This window comes from Pedobacter xixiisoli, from assembly GCF_900215335.1.
GTDB classification, from domain to species: domain Bacteria; phylum Bacteroidota; class Bacteroidia; order Sphingobacteriales; family Sphingobacteriaceae; genus Pedobacter; species Pedobacter xixiisoli.
Genome location: NZ_OCMT01000002.1, coordinates 1,227,184 through 1,245,523, shown reverse-complemented (window position 1 = coordinate 1,245,523; position 18,340 = coordinate 1,227,184). Strand labels below are relative to the sequence as shown.

The 18,340-nt window shown below is 38.9% G+C and carries 16 protein-coding genes and 1 tRNA gene; 10 read left to right on the top strand and 7 right to left on the bottom strand.

Annotated elements, in window-relative coordinates:
• Positions 1-131: 131 nt before the first annotated feature.
• From CRO54_RS11560 to CRO54_RS11535, 6 genes are all read right to left on the bottom strand, one after another.
• Positions 132-2,351, bottom strand: a complete 2,220-nt coding sequence (locus CRO54_RS11560; protein WP_240775088.1) for a xanthine dehydrogenase family protein molybdopterin-binding subunit — start codon at positions 2,349-2,351, stop codon at positions 132-134.
• Between the two features lie 10 nt (positions 2,352-2,361).
• The gene (locus CRO54_RS11555; protein WP_097132084.1) at positions 2,362-3,339 is read right to left on the bottom strand and encodes an FAD binding domain-containing protein; all 978 of its coding nucleotides are present in this window, start codon (positions 3,337-3,339) and stop codon (positions 2,362-2,364) included.
• Entirely contained in the window at positions 3,336-3,929 is a 594-nt protein-coding gene (locus CRO54_RS11550) for a (2Fe-2S)-binding protein (protein WP_097132083.1), read from the bottom strand. Before CRO54_RS11550 ends, CRO54_RS11555 begins: the two co-directional genes overlap by 4 nt.
• A gap of 343 nt (positions 3,930-4,272) precedes the next feature.
• Complete coding sequence (locus CRO54_RS11545) at positions 4,273-5,334, bottom strand: NAD(P)-dependent alcohol dehydrogenase (protein ID WP_097132081.1); 1,062 nt, start codon at positions 5,332-5,334, stop codon at positions 4,273-4,275.
• A 22-nt stretch (positions 5,335-5,356) separates the two neighbouring features.
• Positions 5,357-5,758 carry a putative quinol monooxygenase gene (locus tag CRO54_RS11540; RefSeq protein WP_218840072.1) on the bottom strand — a complete coding sequence of 134 codons (402 nt, stop codon included), beginning with the start codon at positions 5,756-5,758 and terminating at the stop codon, positions 5,357-5,359.
• Positions 5,759-5,770: 12 nt separating this feature from the next.
• On the bottom strand, positions 5,771-6,664 hold the full coding sequence (locus tag CRO54_RS11535) for a helix-turn-helix domain-containing protein (protein WP_097132079.1): 894 nt from the start codon (positions 6,662-6,664) through the stop codon (positions 5,771-5,773).
• Positions 6,665-6,878: 214 nt separating this feature from the next.
• Here CRO54_RS11535 and CRO54_RS11530 point away from each other — a divergent pair, with 214 nt between their 5' ends.
• The 8 genes from CRO54_RS11530 (at position 6,879) to CRO54_RS11495 (ending at position 15,477) form a co-directional block, all read left to right on the top strand.
• On the top strand, positions 6,879-8,195 hold the full coding sequence (locus tag CRO54_RS11530; RefSeq protein ID WP_097132077.1) for an MFS transporter: 1,317 nt from the start codon (positions 6,879-6,881) through the stop codon (positions 8,193-8,195).
• Between the two features lie 92 nt (positions 8,196-8,287).
• Positions 8,288-9,691, top strand: coding sequence for a DHA2 family efflux MFS transporter permease subunit (locus CRO54_RS11525; protein WP_097132075.1), 1,404 nt, complete (start codon positions 8,288-8,290; stop codon positions 9,689-9,691).
• 75 nt (positions 9,692-9,766) lie between these two features.
• The gene (locus tag CRO54_RS11520) at positions 9,767-11,314 is read left to right on the top strand and encodes a PAS domain-containing hybrid sensor histidine kinase/response regulator (protein WP_144371968.1); all 1,548 of its coding nucleotides are present in this window, start codon (positions 9,767-9,769) and stop codon (positions 11,312-11,314) included.
• A 140-nt stretch (positions 11,315-11,454) separates the two neighbouring features.
• Positions 11,455-12,015 (top strand): HD domain-containing protein, encoded by a 561-nt coding sequence (locus tag CRO54_RS11515; RefSeq protein ID WP_205943972.1) that lies wholly within the window; start codon positions 11,455-11,457, stop codon positions 12,013-12,015.
• Positions 12,016-12,301: 286 nt separating this feature from the next.
• Positions 12,302-12,757, top strand: coding sequence for a hypothetical protein (locus CRO54_RS11510; RefSeq protein ID WP_097132069.1), 456 nt, complete (start codon positions 12,302-12,304; stop codon positions 12,755-12,757).
• A 65-nt stretch (positions 12,758-12,822) separates the two neighbouring features.
• The gene (locus CRO54_RS11505; RefSeq protein WP_097132067.1) at positions 12,823-13,176 is read left to right on the top strand and encodes a DUF2200 domain-containing protein; all 354 of its coding nucleotides are present in this window, start codon (positions 12,823-12,825) and stop codon (positions 13,174-13,176) included.
• A gap of 57 nt (positions 13,177-13,233) precedes the next feature.
• The gene (locus CRO54_RS11500; protein ID WP_171047883.1) at positions 13,234-14,004 is read left to right on the top strand and encodes a helix-turn-helix domain-containing protein; all 771 of its coding nucleotides are present in this window, start codon (positions 13,234-13,236) and stop codon (positions 14,002-14,004) included.
• A gap of 66 nt (positions 14,005-14,070) precedes the next feature.
• Positions 14,071-15,477 carry a S41 family peptidase gene (locus CRO54_RS11495; protein ID WP_097132064.1) on the top strand — a complete coding sequence of 469 codons (1,407 nt, stop codon included), beginning with the start codon at positions 14,071-14,073 and terminating at the stop codon, positions 15,475-15,477.
• Between the two features lie 105 nt (positions 15,478-15,582).
• On the opposite strand, the gene CRO54_RS11490 is transcribed toward CRO54_RS11495, so the two are convergent.
• Positions 15,583-15,656 (bottom strand) — tRNA-Met (locus tag CRO54_RS11490).
• A gap of 248 nt (positions 15,657-15,904) precedes the next feature.
• Here CRO54_RS11490 and CRO54_RS11485 point away from each other — a divergent pair.
• Positions 15,905-16,285: an START-like domain-containing protein gene (locus CRO54_RS11485; RefSeq protein WP_097132062.1), complete on the top strand. Its 381-nt coding sequence runs from the start codon at positions 15,905-15,907 to the stop codon at positions 16,283-16,285.
• Positions 16,286-16,411: 126 nt separating this feature from the next.
• Positions 16,412-17,884, top strand: a complete 1,473-nt coding sequence (locus CRO54_RS11480; RefSeq protein WP_097132061.1) for an LptF/LptG family permease — start codon at positions 16,412-16,414, stop codon at positions 17,882-17,884.
• Positions 17,885-18,340 lie beyond the last annotated feature (456 nt).

The following is an 18,340-nucleotide window of genomic DNA, read 5'->3' as shown; positions in this document are numbered from 1 at the left end:
GAATTCTTCTAAAGCATTAAGATCCCGTATCGAGTACGGGATGACGCACTATTCATGGACTGCACTTCTTGATGCGACATGAAATTAGCATTACGAAGTTTAAAAAACTTCGTAAGTCTGTAAAACAATAATTACCCCAACAAAACCTTATCGGGTGTAATTGGTAAATCTCTTAATCTTTTTCCAGTAGCATTGTAAATGGCATTGGCAATTGCTGCGGCAGTGCCGATGATACCCACTTCTCCCAAACCTTTAGAACCTTGTGGATTGATATTTGGGTCTGGTTTATTGATGAAAGCCACCTCAATTATCGGAGCATCTGCATTTACAGGAAAGTGATAGCCTGCGAAATCGTTGCCCACTAAAGTGCCCAAACGTTCATCGGTGGCTTGTTCTTCCATTAGCGCCATACCAATGCCACCAACTGCCGCTCCCGACATTTGATTCGCAGCAGCTTTTTCACTGATAATTTTACCACCGTCAGAAACTGTTACTAATCTTTCAATCTTCACTTTTCCTGTTTTGCGGTTAACCCTTACCTTGCAGAAATGTGCCGCCGAAGAACAGAAAGCATATTTTTGTCGCTCCGCACCTGGGCCAGAACTAGCTTCCACTTCTAATATACCTAGCTTATTTTTCTCCCAAAGGGAAGCATAGCTGATGAAGAATTGACTGTTCGCTGTTTTAAGAGAAATTCCCTTGTCGGATAACAAAATATCAGCTGCTGCCACATTTTTATAGGCTTCATTTTGTAGGGCAGCATGCTCAGCTAGTTTCAGTTTTAGTGCATTTACAGCAGCTACTACCGCACCGCCAATAGAAGATAATCCATTACTTCCACCTTGACTAGGCGCAGGGGGAAGGTTGGAATTTCCTAATTCTATCTTGATTTTGCTTTTAGAAATTCCTGTAGTTTCATGAGCGATGTTTTGCATTGATATTCCTGTACCTGTACCAATGTCTGTCATTGCTGTCTGTACGGTAATCGAACCGTCTTTCTGCATTTGGATACCTGCACTTGCATTACCTCTACCTGCGTTCCAAGCACCAACGGCCATTCCGTATCCAATATTCCAATCGCCTTCTATGTTTTGTGAGTGCGCAGCTTTTCGGTCTTTCCAGCTAATCATTTGTGCACCTTTTTCAATGCACTCGTTAATGTAGTTGGTAGACCAAGGTAAACCCGTTTCTGGATTTTTCTCCAAAGCCAAATTTTTCATCCTTAAAGCAACTGGGTCGATGTTGAGTTTGTAACTCAGTTCATCAATTGCACTTTCAATAGCAAAGTCTCCGGTGCAGTCCCCTGGGCCACGCATCCAAGTTGGCGTAGATAAGTTTAAGGGAACTGTAGCTGCTTCTGCTTTTAAATTATCGAAATTGTAAATTAATCGGGTTACACGAGTAATGCCTTCGTTAAAGTTTTCGTAAACCGAAGTACCGTTTTTAGCTTGGTGATGGATACCAATAAATTTGCCATCAGCATTAGCACCCAACTTAATTTTTTGCCAAGATGCAGGGCGGTAACCCACCGAATAAAACATCTGTGGCCTGGTTAACATCAGTTTTACTGGACGTTTGACCAACTTTGCCGCCATGATGCAAGCCAAAGCATGAGGCCAAACTCTTAAGCCCGAACCAAAACCACCGCCTACAAATTCACTAATTACTTCGATGTGATTTACAGGGATATTAAATAATTTGGCGAAAGTGCGCTGTACATTATTTACTCCCTGGTTTTTATCGAATAACTTCAACTTATCGTCAGCCGTCCATTCTGCAATGGTGGCATGCATTTCCATCGGGTTGTGCACTTCTGCTTTGATATTGTATTCTGCTTCTATAGAATGGGCAGCACTATTTAAAGCCGTAATATCTCCTCTATCTTTTCCTGCAGGTGTAAGCGATACGAAGCCTAAAGTTCCGTTAAAATCTACAGTTTTTGCATCTTCCCTATATTCTGCACTAACCAACGATGCCGCATAAGTAGCATCTTCCAAAGTCTCCGCAATTACTAAAGCAATAGGCTGCCCTTTAAAATAAACTTTATCGGTATGAAAAACAGGTAAACCAAAACGAGCTTCCTTGATTTTCTCTTCATCGGCCATGCCAGGCACCACAGGTTTCTCTAAATGCGTAATAACACCTAACACACCTGCCACTTGTTTGGCATTGCTCGTATTGATGTTGAGTATAGTGCCAGCGGCAATAGTGCTGCCTACCAAAACAGCGTGGCAAAGTCCATTCACTTTATATTCTGCTGCGTATTTACCGCTACCAGTTACTTTGGCAACGCCTTCTACACGACCCTCCGGTGGCGTCATTAAATCGAAAGGTTCATCAAAAAATCCCATAGCTATTTAATTATCGATTTAAACATTGTTGTAATGCAGTTTCAATCGCTCCTTTTAACATCGGGATTTTGAAACCATTATGCGATTGTGCTCTTAAATCTTTAATGGCGATATCAGCCGCAGCTTCAAAAGTTGCTGCATTGGCAGTTTTGCCTTTTAGATACTGCTCGGCTTCGAGCCAACGCCAAGGTTTGTGTGCTACACCGCCTGATGCTAACCTCGCTTCCACAATTTGATTATCTTTTAAGTTTAATGCTGCTGCCACAGACACCAATGCAAAAGCATAACTGTCTCTGTCACGAACTTTCACATAAGCACAGTTTTTAGCAAAAGCGTTTTCATTAATTTCTATGGAATGAATGAGCGCATTTGCCGGTAAATTATTATCTCTTTCTGGCGTAGTTCCTGGCAGGCGATGGAAATCTGTAAATGCAATGGACTGCGTTTTTCCGCTTTTGTCTTGGACCTTAACGCTGGCATCTAGCGCAGCTAAAGCCACACATAAATCTGATGGATGCACCGCAATGCATTGGTCGCTATAACCCACAATGGCCGACATGCGATTTTCGCCTGGTATAGCACTGCAACCCGAGCCTGCTTTGCGTTTGTTGCAAGGAGTGGTTACATCGTAAAAGTATGGGCAACGGGTGCGCTGTAGTAAATTTCCGCCAGTAGAAGCCATATTACGTATCTGTGGAGAGGCGCCAGCTAACACAGCTTTGGCTATCAAAGGATATTTTGCAAGGATGATGGCATCGTTAGCTAATGGAGTATTGCGTACCATGGCACCAATCTGTATACCTTTTGCGGTAACTTCAATTTTTGCCGGCAAAGCCGATGTAATATCTACCAAACTTTCAGGCTCTGCGATATGCTTTTTCATCAAATCTACCAAGTTGGTGCCACCCGCAATGTATTGCGTAGTGCCATTTTTCTTCGCTAATGCCTGATTAATGGCTGATGATTTTGAAAATAGAAATGGTCTCATTTTGCAGCTACTTTTTGAATAGATTCGACAATACCATTATAAGCGCCACAACGACATAAATTGCCACTCATAAATTCTTTAATTTCTGCTACCGATTTGGTGTGTCCTTCTTTTACACAAGCTACCGCCGACATGATTTGTCCTGGCGTACAATAACCACACTGGAAACCATCACATTCGATAAAAGCTTCCTGCATGGGGTGAAGTTTGTCGCCGTTAGCTAAACCTTCAATAGTCGTCACTTCCTTACCTGGAACCATTGCTGCTAGCGTCAAACAGCTTAATGCTCGTTCGCCATCAATATGAACGGTGCAAGCACCACACTGACCATGGTCGCAACCTTTTTTAGCTCCCGTTAGGTTCAAGTCTTCCCTCAGCAAATCCAATAGCGTAGTTCGCGTATCCGCCTTGATGGCGTAACTTTTTTTATTGATAGAAACGGTGAGTGGCAATTGTTCCTTTTTGGGAACAATGAAGTTTTTTACTTCCTCATAAAATGCCTTTACACCTTTTGGGATAAAAGCCAATGCGCCAAGCGCCGACGAGGTTTTCAGGAAAAACCTTCGGGAAAAATTGTATTCCTGCTTCATAAATGATGGTAATCGTTTAAGGCAACGGATTTATTAATGAAATTGTTTTGTTTATAAAGTATGGTTGTTAGGCCATCCTCTAAATAAAAGTAAGAAAAATAAGTTGTGGTTTTAGCAAAGGCTCAAATTTGATACAAAGGTTTTTTTAGCCACAGATGCACAAATAATTTCAAATAAATCAACCACATAGACACATAGTTTTTCTTACAATCATTCTATGTGTCTATGTGGTTAAAATAAATTCTATTTATCATAGCAAGCGTTTGGTGAGGACAACAAACGTTAACGATGGCTAAAGGCGGGTGTCTTCACCCGCCTTATCTGTACATCTGTTGCAAAAATCTTAACTATTTTTCAAAGAAGCCATATCAATCACAAAACGATAGCGCACATCACTTTTTAGCATGCGCTCGTAAGCGGTGTTGATCTCCTGCATCTTGATGATTTCGATTTCTGAAACGATACCTTTTTCACCACAGAAATCTAACATTTCCTGAGTTTCGGCAATGCCGCCAATTACAGAGCCAGCTACCGATTTACGTCCTAAAATCATTGGAACAGTATTTAAGATAGGCTCTAAACCTCCTAAATAGCCCACTAAAACTAAAGTGCCGTTGATATTCAATGTAGCTACATAAGGGTTTACATCGTGAACGTAAGGAACAGTGTCAATAATTACATCGAACTGTCCACGTACGGCTTTCATTTGTGCTTCGTCTGTTGAGATTACCACATGGTCGGCACCTAATGCTTTTGCGTCTTCAGTTTTATCAGGAGTTCTAGAAAACAAGGTCACATCAGCACCTAAGCCTTTGGCTAATTTAATAGCCATGTGGCCCAAACCACCTAAGCCAATTACCGCTACTTTGCTACCTTCTTTAACATTCCAGTGTTTTAATGGCGACCAAGTGGTAATTCCAGCACATAACAATGGTGCTACCGCTGCTAAATCAAGGTTGGCAGGTACCGCTAAAACGAAGTCTTCCTTAACTACCACTTTTTCTGAATAGCCACCAAAAGTTTGTCCGCCTAATTGTAAATCTTGTCCGTTATAAGTGCCAGTGAAGCCGTTTAAGCAATATTGCTCTAAATCTTGCTGACAGCTGCTACAAGTTTTGCAAGAATCTACAATACAGCCAACGCCTGCTAAATCGCCTACTTTAAATTTGGAAACGGCACTGCCAACTGCGGTAATTTTCCCTACAATTTCGTGACCTGGTACTGCTGGATAAATAGAACCTCCCCAGTCGTTACGGGCTGTATGTAAATCTGAATGGCAAACGCCACAGTATAAAATCTCAATCTCTACATCGTTTGGTTGTACTGCTCTACGGTTAATGCTCAATGGAGCTAAATCTGCTTCAGGTGCCGTAGTACCGAAAGCTTTAACACTTGTTGTTTGCATATAAATTTATCTATGATTATTATTAATTGGTTTTGTTTTGAAATTTGGTCTTTTCCTCAAATAGAATAGGGCTCATGTCTAATAGCTCTAAAGATTTGATCATCTTAAGCGTGCCGGTTTTGTATTTTAGAAAATGAGGTGTTTTAATGTGCGCTTCATAGGCGGTGGTATTTGCATAAACTTCTAAGATGGATATTTTGTAATGTTCATCTTTTTCATGCATTGCATATAAAGTTAACACGCCAGGTTCTTTTGTTAATGATGCTTTAATTTCCTCAGTTAAAAAAGATTTATACTCTTCTAGATATTCTGGGTGGACTTCAATTTTTGCTATACGTATCATCCTTTCTTGATGCTGAGCATGTGATTGCTGATAACTAAACAAAGAAAATAGAGTTATGATTGCAGCCGAAGTAAATTTCATTCTAATAACAGATTAATTTAACACTCGATATTCCTTAGGAGAAACGCCAACTTTTTGCTTAAACAATCGAGTAAAGTGCTGGGGATATTTAAAGCCCAATTCATAAGCAATTTCGCTTACCGATTTACGCTGGTCGAAAATGAGTTCTTTGGCCACATCTATTACCTTGTTTTGAATATACTCTTGTGGAGATTGCCCTGTTTCCTTTTTAATTAAATCACCAAAATAATTTGCGGATAGGTTTAGTTCTTGGGCACAGTAAGCTACCGATGGTAAGCCAATGTTCTGAGGATTTTCTGAAGAGAAATAACCATTTAATAAATCCTCAAATCGTTCTAAAAGCCCTTTGTTGGCATTTTCACGGGTAATAAACTGACGGTCGTAAAAACGGGTGCAATAATTTAGAAATAGTTCGATATTTGATACAATCAGTTGTTTGCTGTGTTTATCGATGGCGTGTTGTAATTCGTATTCGATTTTCGAAAAGCAATCTAATATTATTTTTCTTTCCTGTTCTGATAGGTGTAAAGCTTCGTTTACGGCATAAGAGAAAAATTGATAGCTGTTCATGTTTTTGCCTAATGCAGTGCCATGCAATAAATCAGGATGAAAAACCAAGGCAATACCTTGCGGATCGTAATATTCCTCACTATTTTGACCAATTACCTGTCCTGGTCCTAAGAATATCAAAGTGCCTTCTTCGTAATCATAGTTTTTTAAGCCATAACGTAAATCGCCGCACTTAATCTGCTTTAAAAAGATAGTGTAGAAATCGTAACGTAAGCGTCTGTGTTGCCTAGGACTAGCTTTTTCCAAATAAACCACGTTTACCAAAGGATGCAGTGTTTCGTTGTTGTTGAATTGGTTGTATTCCTTAATGGTGCTGAAATTGATAATCTCTGCCATGATTTCCTAATTTGTCTTCACAAATTTAAAGAAAGAAATAACCGCTTTTGTCATGTGTAACTCCAATCAGTAATTATGGTAGGTAATACAGGAATCAATATAAGTAAAAAAGAGATTGGTTGATATTTGCTCGCAGAACAATATTTAAGCGTGGTCTGCTAATCGTTTTCTATTCCCTATAATTGTATCTTTCGGATTAGAAGCAGCATAAGTAATGGAAATAACTCAATCTACAGACAAAGAACTTTCTACTGGTCATCGTATCAAAGCCATTGTTGGTGGCTCCATAGGTAATTTGGTAGAATGGTACGATTGGTATGCCTACGCTGCTTTTGCCATTTACTTTTCTGGTTCTTTTTTTCCAAATGGAAACCAAACGGCGCAGTTGCTTAATACCGCCGGTATTTTTGCAGTAGGCTTTTTAATGCGCCCCATTGGAGGTTGGCTGTTTGGTACAGTTGCCGATAAAATTGGTCGTAAAAAAGCGATGACGGTTTCGGTTTTGTTAATGTCTTTTGGTTCTTTATTAATCGCAATAACGCCCACTTATGAATCTGTCGGGATTTTTGCGCCGGCTATGTTACTATTGGCTCGTTTGCTGCAAGGTTTAAGTGTGGGGGGAGAATATGGTGTATCGGCCACTTATTTAAGTGAAATGGCGACAAAAGATAGGAGAGGATTTTATTCCAGCTTTCAGTATGTAACGCTTATTGGCGGGCAGCTGATGGCTTTGGGCATCCAATTGGTGTTGCAGAAATTTATCCTAACAGAGGCGCAGCTACACGATTGGGGTTGGCGAATTCCTTTTGTAATAGGGGCGATGTTGTCGGTAATTGCGCTCTACTTGAGGTCTAGTTTGCACGAAACCGCGTCCTTCGAGAAAAACAAATTAGCCGCTGATGAAGCGAAAGATAAAAAAGGTTCGATTAGGGAATTGTTGAAACATCCTAAAGCACTGATCACCGTAGTAGGTTTAACCTTGGGCGGTACTTTAGCATTTTATACTTACACTACTTATATGCAGAAGTTTTTGGTAAACACGGTGCATTTAAGCAAGCAAGAAGCAACGTTGATCTCGTTTTTGTCCTTATTTATTTTCGCCTTGATACAACCTCTTTTTGGCTTGCTGTCGGATAAAATTGGTCGCCGCCCTTTGTTGTTAGGTTTTGGCATTGCTGGAACTTTGCTTACCGTTCCGCTGTTGAATGGATTAAGTAACGCAGCGGGTATGTGGGAAGCCTTTGTTTATCTCCTTATTGCCTTGTTGATTGTTTCGGGCTATACTTCTATCAATGCCGTAGTGAAAGCTGAGTTGTTTCCTACGCATATTAGAGCACTTGGGGTGGGCTTGCCTTATGCGCTAACGGTGGCTATTTTTGGGGGCTCGGCAGAGTACGTCGCTTTGCTGTTTAAACAAAACCATGTAGAACATTATTACTATTGGTACATTACTGGTTGTATTGCTTTTTCGTTGGTTGTTTATATTTTTATGAAAGACACCAAGCAAAATTCGATGTTGAACAAGGATTAGGAGATGTAAAAAATCAATATTTTGAATAAACAAAGACATCTGTTTTTTTCTTTAGTTAGTAGCTTTACTGCCGCAGTCAAGGATAAAAGATAATGCAAGAATCCACTTCACCACCCAGCACCACGAAAAAACTACTGCCCGTAATACTGGCAACGTCCATCTTTATGCAGATGTTGGATTCTACCATCCTAAATACATCACTGCCTACCATTGCCAAAGATTTGAACGAATCGCCGCTAAACATGCAAAATGCGATTATCAGTTATGTGCTAACTTTGGCGCTATTTATGCCGGTGAGTGGTTTTTTGGCAGATAAGTTCGGTACCAGAAAAATATTTATTGCCTCACTAATTTTATTTGCTGCAGGTTCTTTATTTTGTTCGCTTTCCCATAATTTAACGCAGTTGGTTTTTGCTAGGGTGCTACAGGGTATAGGTGGTAGTTTAATGACGCCCGTAGGAAAGTTGGCGCTCATTAGAACTTTTCCCAAAAACGAACTGCTTAAAGCAATGAACTTTGCCATTATTCCAGCATTAATTGGTCCTGTGTTGGGGCCATTGGTGGGCGGTTATATGGTAGATTATTTATCGTGGCACTGGATTTTCCTTATCAACATTCCCATAGGGTTAATTGGCATTGTTTTAAGTATCAAATACATGCCCGACTATCGTTCAAACATCATCGATTTTGATCTTAAAGGCTTTTTGATTTTTGCTGCGGCTTCTCTATTGCTTTCCATTGCGTTAGAAATGTTCGGTAATACGGCGCACATGACACCAGTTTTATCTGTGTTTTTTCTGGGCTTCTTAATGTTATATTTCTATTATCGCCATGCCACTCGAGACAATAACCCTATCTTCCCATTAAACTTGTTCAAAGTTAGAACTTTTAGAGTGGGCATTGTTGGTAATTTGGCCACTCGCTTAGGGATCAGTTCGGTGCCCTTATTGCTACCAATGATGATACAGATTGCTTACGGTCAGTCGGCAGTTACCTCTGGTTGGATTGTGGCGCCAATGGCACTTACAGCCATGTTAGCTAAATCTAATGTCATCAAAATTCTCAATAAATTTGGTTACCGCAAAACCTTAATGTTCAATACGTTTATGATTGGAATATTAATTTGTTGCATGGCCATTCCAGTAATACAAACCTCGTTTTACTGGTATATGCCAATCATCGCTTTGCTAGGTTTTTTCAACTCCATACAGTTTACCGCAATGAACTCCATTTCTATTGCCGATTTGCGACAATATCACACCAGTAGCGGTAATTCCTTAGCTTCGGTGAACCAGCAGCTTGCCATCGGTTTTGGTATCGCCTTTGGCCTAATTGTTTTAAAGGTTTTTCAGGGCGATGTGAAGTTGATTCACAACGAAATTCACAATGCCTTTCGCTATACTTTTTTAGTTATCGGAGGTTTAACCATCCTATCGGGATTTGTTTTCAGAAGACTACACTTTAAGGATGGTGAGAACATGAGAGCAAAAGAATAAACTCCAGCCTTATGGCTTGCCTCTCTGGTAAATAGCGTCACTTCTATAGACTCAAACAAAGTGATTAGTGGTTTGTTGGATAAGAAAAAGGACAACGCTACTATGCTCCAAGCTTCTAGTGAAATATTAACGGAAATGGCTTCTATGGCTAAAATTGGCGTTTGGGAACTCGATGTTCTCCAAATTAAAGCCCGTTGGTCTGAGGAAGCTTTCCGCATTCACGGTGCCTTGAACGCCACAGATGCCGATATTGAACAAATTGAACAGGGCTATACTCCCGAAGCGCTTTTAACTTTAAAGAGTGCTATTGACGAAGCCATTAACGAAGGACTACCTTTTGATTTGGAATTACCTTTTAATCATCCTTTAAATAAACGTACATGGATTAGAATGATGGGCAAGCCTATGAAAGAAAATGGAAAAACTGTAAAACTATACGGCGCTTTCCTTGATGTGTCTGCAAGAAAGGAAACCGAGCGCAACTTGATTAAAGCAAAGGAATTGGCAGAAGATGCCGATAAACTGAAAACAGAATTTCTGTCGACCATGAGCCACGAAATTAGAACGCCGCTAAATGCCATTATTGGTTTTACGGACCTTCTGCTAGTGGGAGAGACTTTGCCCCATCAAATTGAATCCTTAAATATTCTCAAGTTTTCGGCAAATAACTTGATGGACTTGATCAATGATATCTTGGATTACCACAAGATCCAATCGGGTAAACTGGGACTAGAAGTAGTGGCTATTAATATTCGGGAATTATTGGAACACACACTTGGCTATTTCAAAAGGCAGTTAGAGCATACCGACGTAGAACTGAATGTAAGGATTGCTTCGGAGGTGCCCCAATGGGTTAATGGCGATCGTACACGATTGGCGCAGGTGCTCACCAACTTAATGACCAATGCAGTAAAATTCACCAAAAAAGGTTCGATTACAGTAGGTTTAACAACTAAAAAGGAGGGAAGAGTAGATTTCCTTGTTTTCTCGGTAGCTGATACGGGTATTGGCATTGCTAAAGAAAAGCTAGGCTTGATTTTCGAAAGCTTTACTCAAGGAAGCAGAGATACGACAAGAAAATACGGAGGTACAGGCTTAGGTTTGGCTATTTCTAAAAAACTAATTGAACTGCAAGGTGGAAGTATCGACGTGGCAAGCAAACATGGCATAGGTTCTACATTTACGGTTTGCGTTCCTTTTTTAGTGCCTAAAAATCATCAACAATCTACTGTGATCACAGAAGACGATTCGCTGAATGGCAAGCACATACTTTTGGTAGAAGATAACGAAGTGAATGTGATGTTGGTGTCTAGGTTGTTGAAACGCTGGGGCGTAACTTTCGACGTGGCAGAGAATGGACAGGTAGCGGTCGACCAAACTATCGAAAGAGATTACGATTTGGTGCTAATGGATTTGCACATGCCTGTGATGGATGGCTATCAGGCAACTAGGAAAATTAGACAATTGGAGGGAGCACAGCAGCGTGTACCCATCGTAGCCTTAACGGCTTCTGCGGTAACCGTTGTTAGAGAAGATATGATTCAGCAAGGGTTTGATGAATTGGTGTATAAGCCTTATCCTCCGAAGGAGCTTTTCGCTAAACTTAAAATGTTACTGTCTTGATGGTATAGCATCTAATCAAGTAAATCCACTATTATTTTAAAATCTGAAAGTGACCTGTTATCTTGCAGGAAAGCTTTGATATGATAGCACTTAAGGAAACTTTTTACACGCTTTTAAATCGCTACACTATTAACAACGAGTTGATTGAAGAACTTTGGGATGAGATAGAAATAGCGTACTCAGGGCAGCAGCGGTACTATCATTCTCTAACTCATTTAGAAAATTTACTGGCACAGCTCGAAGCCATAGCAGCGCAATTGCAAAACTGGGATGTTATTTTGTTTTCATTGTATTATCACGATATCATTTACAGCGCTACACAATCAAATAATGAGGAAAAAAGTGCTGAACTAGCCGAAAATCGAATGCTAAAAGCTGGAATTCCCTTAGCTATCATCAAAGAATGTAAGGAGCAAATTCTGGCAACAAAATCTCATGTTGTTAGCAATAATCACGATACTAATTATTTTACAGATGCAGACCTTTCTATTTTAGGACAGGATTGGGATAGTTATGCTGCATATTTTAAGAGCGTTAGAAAAGAATATCAAATATTTCCAAATTTGATTTATAAAGTTGGTCGAAAGAAGGTTTTAAAGCATTTTTTAACGATGCCGAGAATTTATAAAACAGCCTACTTCTATGAAAAACTAGAATCTAAGGCGAGAGAAAATCTACAAAAAGAAATTGATTTGCTTTAGGCTTTAGCCTGGTAATAAAATGATGAATCACGTTGAAATATTAAAAAGATAAGTCAAACGCAAAAGGGAAAATTGTCTTTAAAATGTATCAATATGCAGGTTATCAGATAGCTAAGTTTTTGTTTACTTTGGTTTGACAAACCAAACCCTAAGTATTGCCGTATATTTGCTCAACGTTCTTTATTGGATTAAACTTGTTCGAAAAGCATCAAATTAAATAAAAATAGATGCCATAAATAAGTTGAGTCTTTTTAATAATTAACAGAGTAAAATTTTTAATCCCATCATGTCTACCAAAAGAAAAACGTCGCTCTACCTCGTATGTTTTTATGCTTTATTTTTAATCACTTCCTGTGTAAATTCAAAGAAAAACAAAGTTACTTTCCAAGCTCAAAACAAAGAAAGCCAAGCCGAAGTTTCGGTGCTGTATAGAACAGAAACGTCTTTAAGTATCCAACTCACCTGTGTTTCGAAAGCTAAGGGTATAGATATCAAGGAGGTTAATCTGGTTTGTTTAAATCCTAACCCAATAGGTAATAACGTAAAGGTTTTAGATACTGCCGATAGTAAGCCGGTACAGGTTTACAATGGCGAGTATAATGGCAATAAAATAAGGGTGGTTCTTCCTTACGGAAATCTAGAGAAAACCAGCCGAGATTTAATTTTAAATGTGGTGAGCGCCAGTAAAGCGAACTTAGAGCTAAAACTTGCGAAGAGCAAAGTCGTTAAGCAAGAAGCTTAGAAATACTAAAGCTTACTAAAGCCTTCAATAATTTAGCTAAATTTGAAGTCTAAGGAGCAATTAGTATGAAAAGTAACAACGAAAGAGTTTACAAGATGTCTTTTGCTAGTGTTTATCCGCACTACATCACCAAACTAGAAAAAAAAGGACGTACGATAGCTGAACTAAATGAGGTGATTACTTGGCTAACAGGTTACGACGAAAATGCGATACAGCAGCATATCGATAACAAAACTAATTTCCAAGATTTTTTTGCCCAAGCTCAGCTTCATCCCAATGTTTCAAAAATTACAGGAGTAATTTGCGGCTACAGAATTGAAGAAATAGAAGACGACTTAATGAGGCAAGTACGCTACCTGGATAAGCTGGTTGATGAATTAGCAAGAGGAAAAGCAATGGATAAAATATTGAGAAAGTAGCTTTTTCAGTTTAGCGATAAGATGCAGATGGAATTCTATAGACCAAAAAACGAGGTCTTGAAAAAATATATCGAAGGTTACTATTTTATTGCTTCTTCAGAAGAGCCAACATCTTTACATTATTGGACTTTCCCAAATAACTTTTTTATTGTTTCGGTAAATGCCAATGCCGATATACAGGTTGAAGAAAATAAAATTGTGGTTAAGGAATCCGAGCACGAAAATTTAGTAGCTAATTATGTTTCGCGTTACACAAATCCAATAGAAGTTAATTGCGAAGGCGCCATCAACGAAATTACAATTTATTTCAAGCCCTTAGGTATTCATCATTTTATGGCTAACGCAGATGAGCTGATCCTGCAAAAAAGTGCCTTATGTTTTAATCCTTTTCCAGATTTCAAGGAGACAATGGCTGCCGTTCTAAAACAAAAAGATAGAATGCTTCAACGAGATATGCTAGAACAGTATTGGCTTTCAAAACTTCGTACTGTTGAGTTATCGTTGCTAGAAAAAGTAATTATTGATATAGAAGCTGATCTGAGGATAGACGGAATTGCCAAGAAACATAATTTCTCAAGACAATACCTGAACAAATTATTCACTCAAGGGGTAGGTAAATCTCCTACAGAATATAGAAAGATACACCGTTTTAGAAATGCGATAGCAAAACGAAAAGAGACCGATAGCTTAACGGAATTATCTTACGAGAGCTTGTTTTACGACCAGTCACATCTCATTAAAGACTTTAAACAGTTGGCAAAAGTTAGCCCAAACGCTTTCTTTAAAAAAGTAGATACCAATAAAGGATATATCTGGCTGTTTATTTAGCAGGTTACATTTTTACAATTTTGATTAAAGCGTTAAACTTATTTTTGTTGCGTAATCGAAATTGATATGAAGAAAATACTTTACCTAATTGCTGTCTTATTTGCCCAATCCCTGTCTGCCCAACAGCTGCCAGCCTGTAATTGCGAGCAAACCCTAACAAAACTAATCTCCAAAGTAGAGACCGAATATCCAGGCTTTTCCGCAAAAACAAAAGAAGCCTTTTTATACAATGGATTTAAAGAAAACCTAATTGCTGAAGCTAAAAAAGCAGACGAATTGACTTGTCGGCAACTTTTAAAAAGATACACCGATTACTTTAAAGACCCGCACTTGTGGGTAGGTGCCAATGGCGCTCCCTTTGCTGCTGGAGGTGTAATTGGTTCGGTTGCTTCTTTTGCGGTGGATATTAAAGACTTTCAAGATAAGGTTCAATCTTCAGAGGATCATTTAGAAGGTGTTTGGATAACAGATGGCTACAAAATAGGAATTAAAAAGAACGGAAAAGATGAATATGTTGGCTTTATTATAGAAGCCGAATCTATCTCTTGGAAACCTAAAGAAATTAAATTTAAGCTATTAACTAATGGAGATTTTGAGTACGCACTCTTAGATAAGAGCTTAAAACAGGGTTCGTATAAATATTACGATGAAGGTGTGCTTTTTTTGGATGAAGTAAGTGTAACCTTGGTAAAGCAAGTGCCAAAATCGAAAGTGAATGAGGCAAAAGTTGCAGCTAGGTTAAAAGAATTTGAAGGTTTCTATATTAAAAAATTGACTGCTAGAACAACCATTCTAAAGCTGCCTAGTTTCGAATATCAATATTTGAAAGAAATAAATGAACTTATTGAACAGCATAAAGAGTTGCTTGAAAATACTGAAAATCTGATTGTTGACCTTAGAGGTAATCCAGGGGGTACCACCGATGCCTATAAAAAGTTATTGCCCTACATTATGGGTAAAAACATACGCAACACCGGCGCAGAGTTTTTAGCTACCCAAACATATATTGACAACTTGGAACGATACAAGAAAACGCTTGATGCCAATGCTTCAACAGAAGGAATCGACAAGAATATTGCAACTTTGAAACAACAGCTTGGTAAGTTTGTAAACTTTAATGGAGGTGGGGAACTTGTTCAAATTCAAGAAGTGGAAATTGCCGCGAAAAGTCCAAAGAATGTGGTTGTACTAGCCAATAAACGAACGGGAAGTTCTGCAGAATATTTCCTGTTTCTCGCTAAGCAAAGCAAGAAAGTAAAATTAATGGGCATACCAAGTTATGGTGCATTAGATTACGGTAATGCTTATTTAATAGATTTTGGTTGTGCGAATTATCAACTCCTAATGCCAACTTACAGAGCCTTGCGCTTGCCAGAGTATCCGATAGATAACATTGGGATCCAACCCGATGTCCATTTAGATAAATCGGTAAAAGACTGGGTAGAATTTGCTGTAAAATATTTGGAAGAATAAAACGAAGCGTCTCATTTATTGGGACGCTTTTTTGTTGAAGGTGAAAAGTAAATGCTTATTCCTTTAAAACCAAAAAAGCCCACATTGCTGTGAGCTTTTAACCAGTAGCGGGGAGCAGAATCGAACTGCCGACCTCAGGGTTATGAATCCTGCGCTCTAACCATCTGAGCTACCCCGCCGATTTTCGAGATGCAAATATAGGATTTAATCCAGTAAACAAGAAAAATATTTTCAAAGGTTTTTATTTCCCATAAAACTAATTCAGATGTGCTTGTTTTATAGGTTTTTGCAGTAGGAATAAATTTTGTGAAACCTTTAAATCTATCTGCTGTGAGTTTTAAAAAATACTTATTTCTAAAACTTTGCTTTTATAAAAGAAATTACTTTTCTTTAGAAAAATATAGTCAGTACTAAAAAAGAAGTAAGGATGTCAGAAAAGAAGAAATTTACATTAGAATACGCCATAAGGTCTTCACCACGTATATTATACAGTTTTTTGAACGAGCCCAACGGCTTGTCGCAATGGTTTGCAGATGATGTAATATTTAGAGACCAAACTTATACTTTTACTTGGGACGGAGAAATACAAAAAGCGAAGCTCATTAGCATTAAAGAAAATAAACTAGTGAAGTTTAGATGGGTTGATGATGAACCTTATTGCTACTTCGAAATGGAGATTGTACAAGACGAACTAACCAACGATGTAGCTTTGGCCATTACCGATTTTGCTACGGATGACACTTTGCAGGAAAGAAAACAGATTTGGGATAATCAAATTACTTATTTGCTGAGCGTATTGGGAGCTTAAGTTCCGAAATCAAATTGCAGTACTTCATCTTTGCCTCGGTTAAAGGTGTATGTTTCTAGCGTTAAAACAAAAAACTTACCAAGTATAAGCCTCCAATTTCTGCAAAAAACGCCTATCTTTGCATAGTTGAAAAAGATTCATTTACTGCTAATCAAGGCATTTATTAGACCTTTTGCCGTCACATTTTTTATTGTGATGTTTATTCTGTTGATGTTCTTTTTGTTTAAGTACGTCGATGATTTAATAGGCAAGGGGTTCGAATGGTACGTTATAGCCGAATTGATGATGTACGCATCGGCTTCAAATGTAGCTATGGCATTGCCGTTGGCCATTTTGCTGTCTTCCATCATGACTTTCGGTAACCTCGGAGAGAATTATGAGTTAGTGGCCATCAAGTCGGCGGGAGTTTCTTTGCGTAAAGCTATGCAGCCATTGCTTATTCTCATTGTAGGTTTAGCAGTCGCCTCCTTTTTCTTTTCAGATTATATGCTGCCCAAGGCCAATTTAAAATACGGTTCGCTACTCTGGGATGTTCGTAATAAAAAGCTTTCCTTTTTAATTAAAGCCGGAGTGTTTAACAATAGCATTCCAGGTTATTCTATGCGTATAGAGCGCAAGGGCGAAGGAGCGGTAGATTCCCTTTATGGCATCATGATTTATGATCATAAAAGTGGAAGTAACACTGGTATTCCGCAAATTATTATGGCCGAAAAGGGGAAGATGTCCAAAACCTCAGATGGTAACTACATGGTGCTGAACTTGGTCAATGGCGTTCGTTACCAAGAAGCTGCGTCTAATAACGGTAGCTATAATCCTCGCCAGTCGTTAACTAGGATGCGCTTTAAGCAAACGGAAGTTAAGTTCGATTTCAGTAGTTTTAAAAGCATGACACGTACAGAGGAGCAAAATTTTAAGAATAATGCACCTATGCTGAACCGTAAAGAGTTGCTGCACCGAAGAGATTCGTTGACAAAAGGTTTGGATAGTATTGGAAGGGCGTTGCAAACAAATGCACAGTATTACTTTAAACAAAGTAGTTATATAAAAGGATATACCAAGGTTAAAACCCCTCCAACGATCTTTAAAGGCGATGTGCTTAGCTTTATCCCCAAAGATCAGAAAGCGCAGGCATTACAAAGTGCATACGATCAAATAGACGCTTTGAAGCAAACGATCAAAGGTCAGCTTGCAGATTACGAGTTTAGAAGTAAGGAAGTTTTAAGGGCGAAAATAGAGTATCAGCGTAAGTATACCTTAGCCGTATCTTGCTTGTTGCTTTTCTTTATCGGCGCACCTTTGGGGGCTATCATTCGTAAAGGCGGTTTAGGTTTGCCGGTGGTAATTGCAGTGATTTTCTTTTTGTTCTACCATATCATTTCTACAGTAGCCGAGAAATCTGCCAAAGAAGGATCTTTAGACCCTGTTGCGGGAATGTGGATGGCCGTAATTATCCTCACGCCAGTAGGTGCTTTCCTAACTTACAAAGCAACGGTAGATTCTGCCTTATTCGATATCGATTATTACAAACAACTAATTGTTGGCTTATTCAAAAAGCTTTTTAAGCGTAAAAAAACTACAGAAATAGAAGCCAAAAACTAGTTTTTTGCTTATTTGTTTAAAAAGCTGCGGCTGTTTTCCATCGCAATGGTAGTCCCGCTTTACGTTTCAATCTTTTTTGTCTTCTACTGCCGTCATTTCGAACGCATGTAAGAAATCTCCAAGTTATGCGCTACTAAAAAACAGATTTCTCCCTGCGGTCGAAATAACGCGTCAAAAAAGTATTTCCACTTCAATCGGGTTTGGCTTACCTAGGCTTTTGCTAGGAACGTTAAATAGCACCCCTCATTTTGCCGATTAGACCTGATTGAAATGGCAGCCCCGAGCAAACGTAGTGTAGCGAGGGCTATAATGAAAAGCAGGACTACAGGAAGTTTGGAATAGCTGTTATTGCTCTTCAAATTATTTGCTAATTATAATAACTGTTGATTTATTAAAACTAGGAAACTGCTTCTCCAATGTCATAATGTTCTTTACAGGTCAAAAACTAGTGGCTAA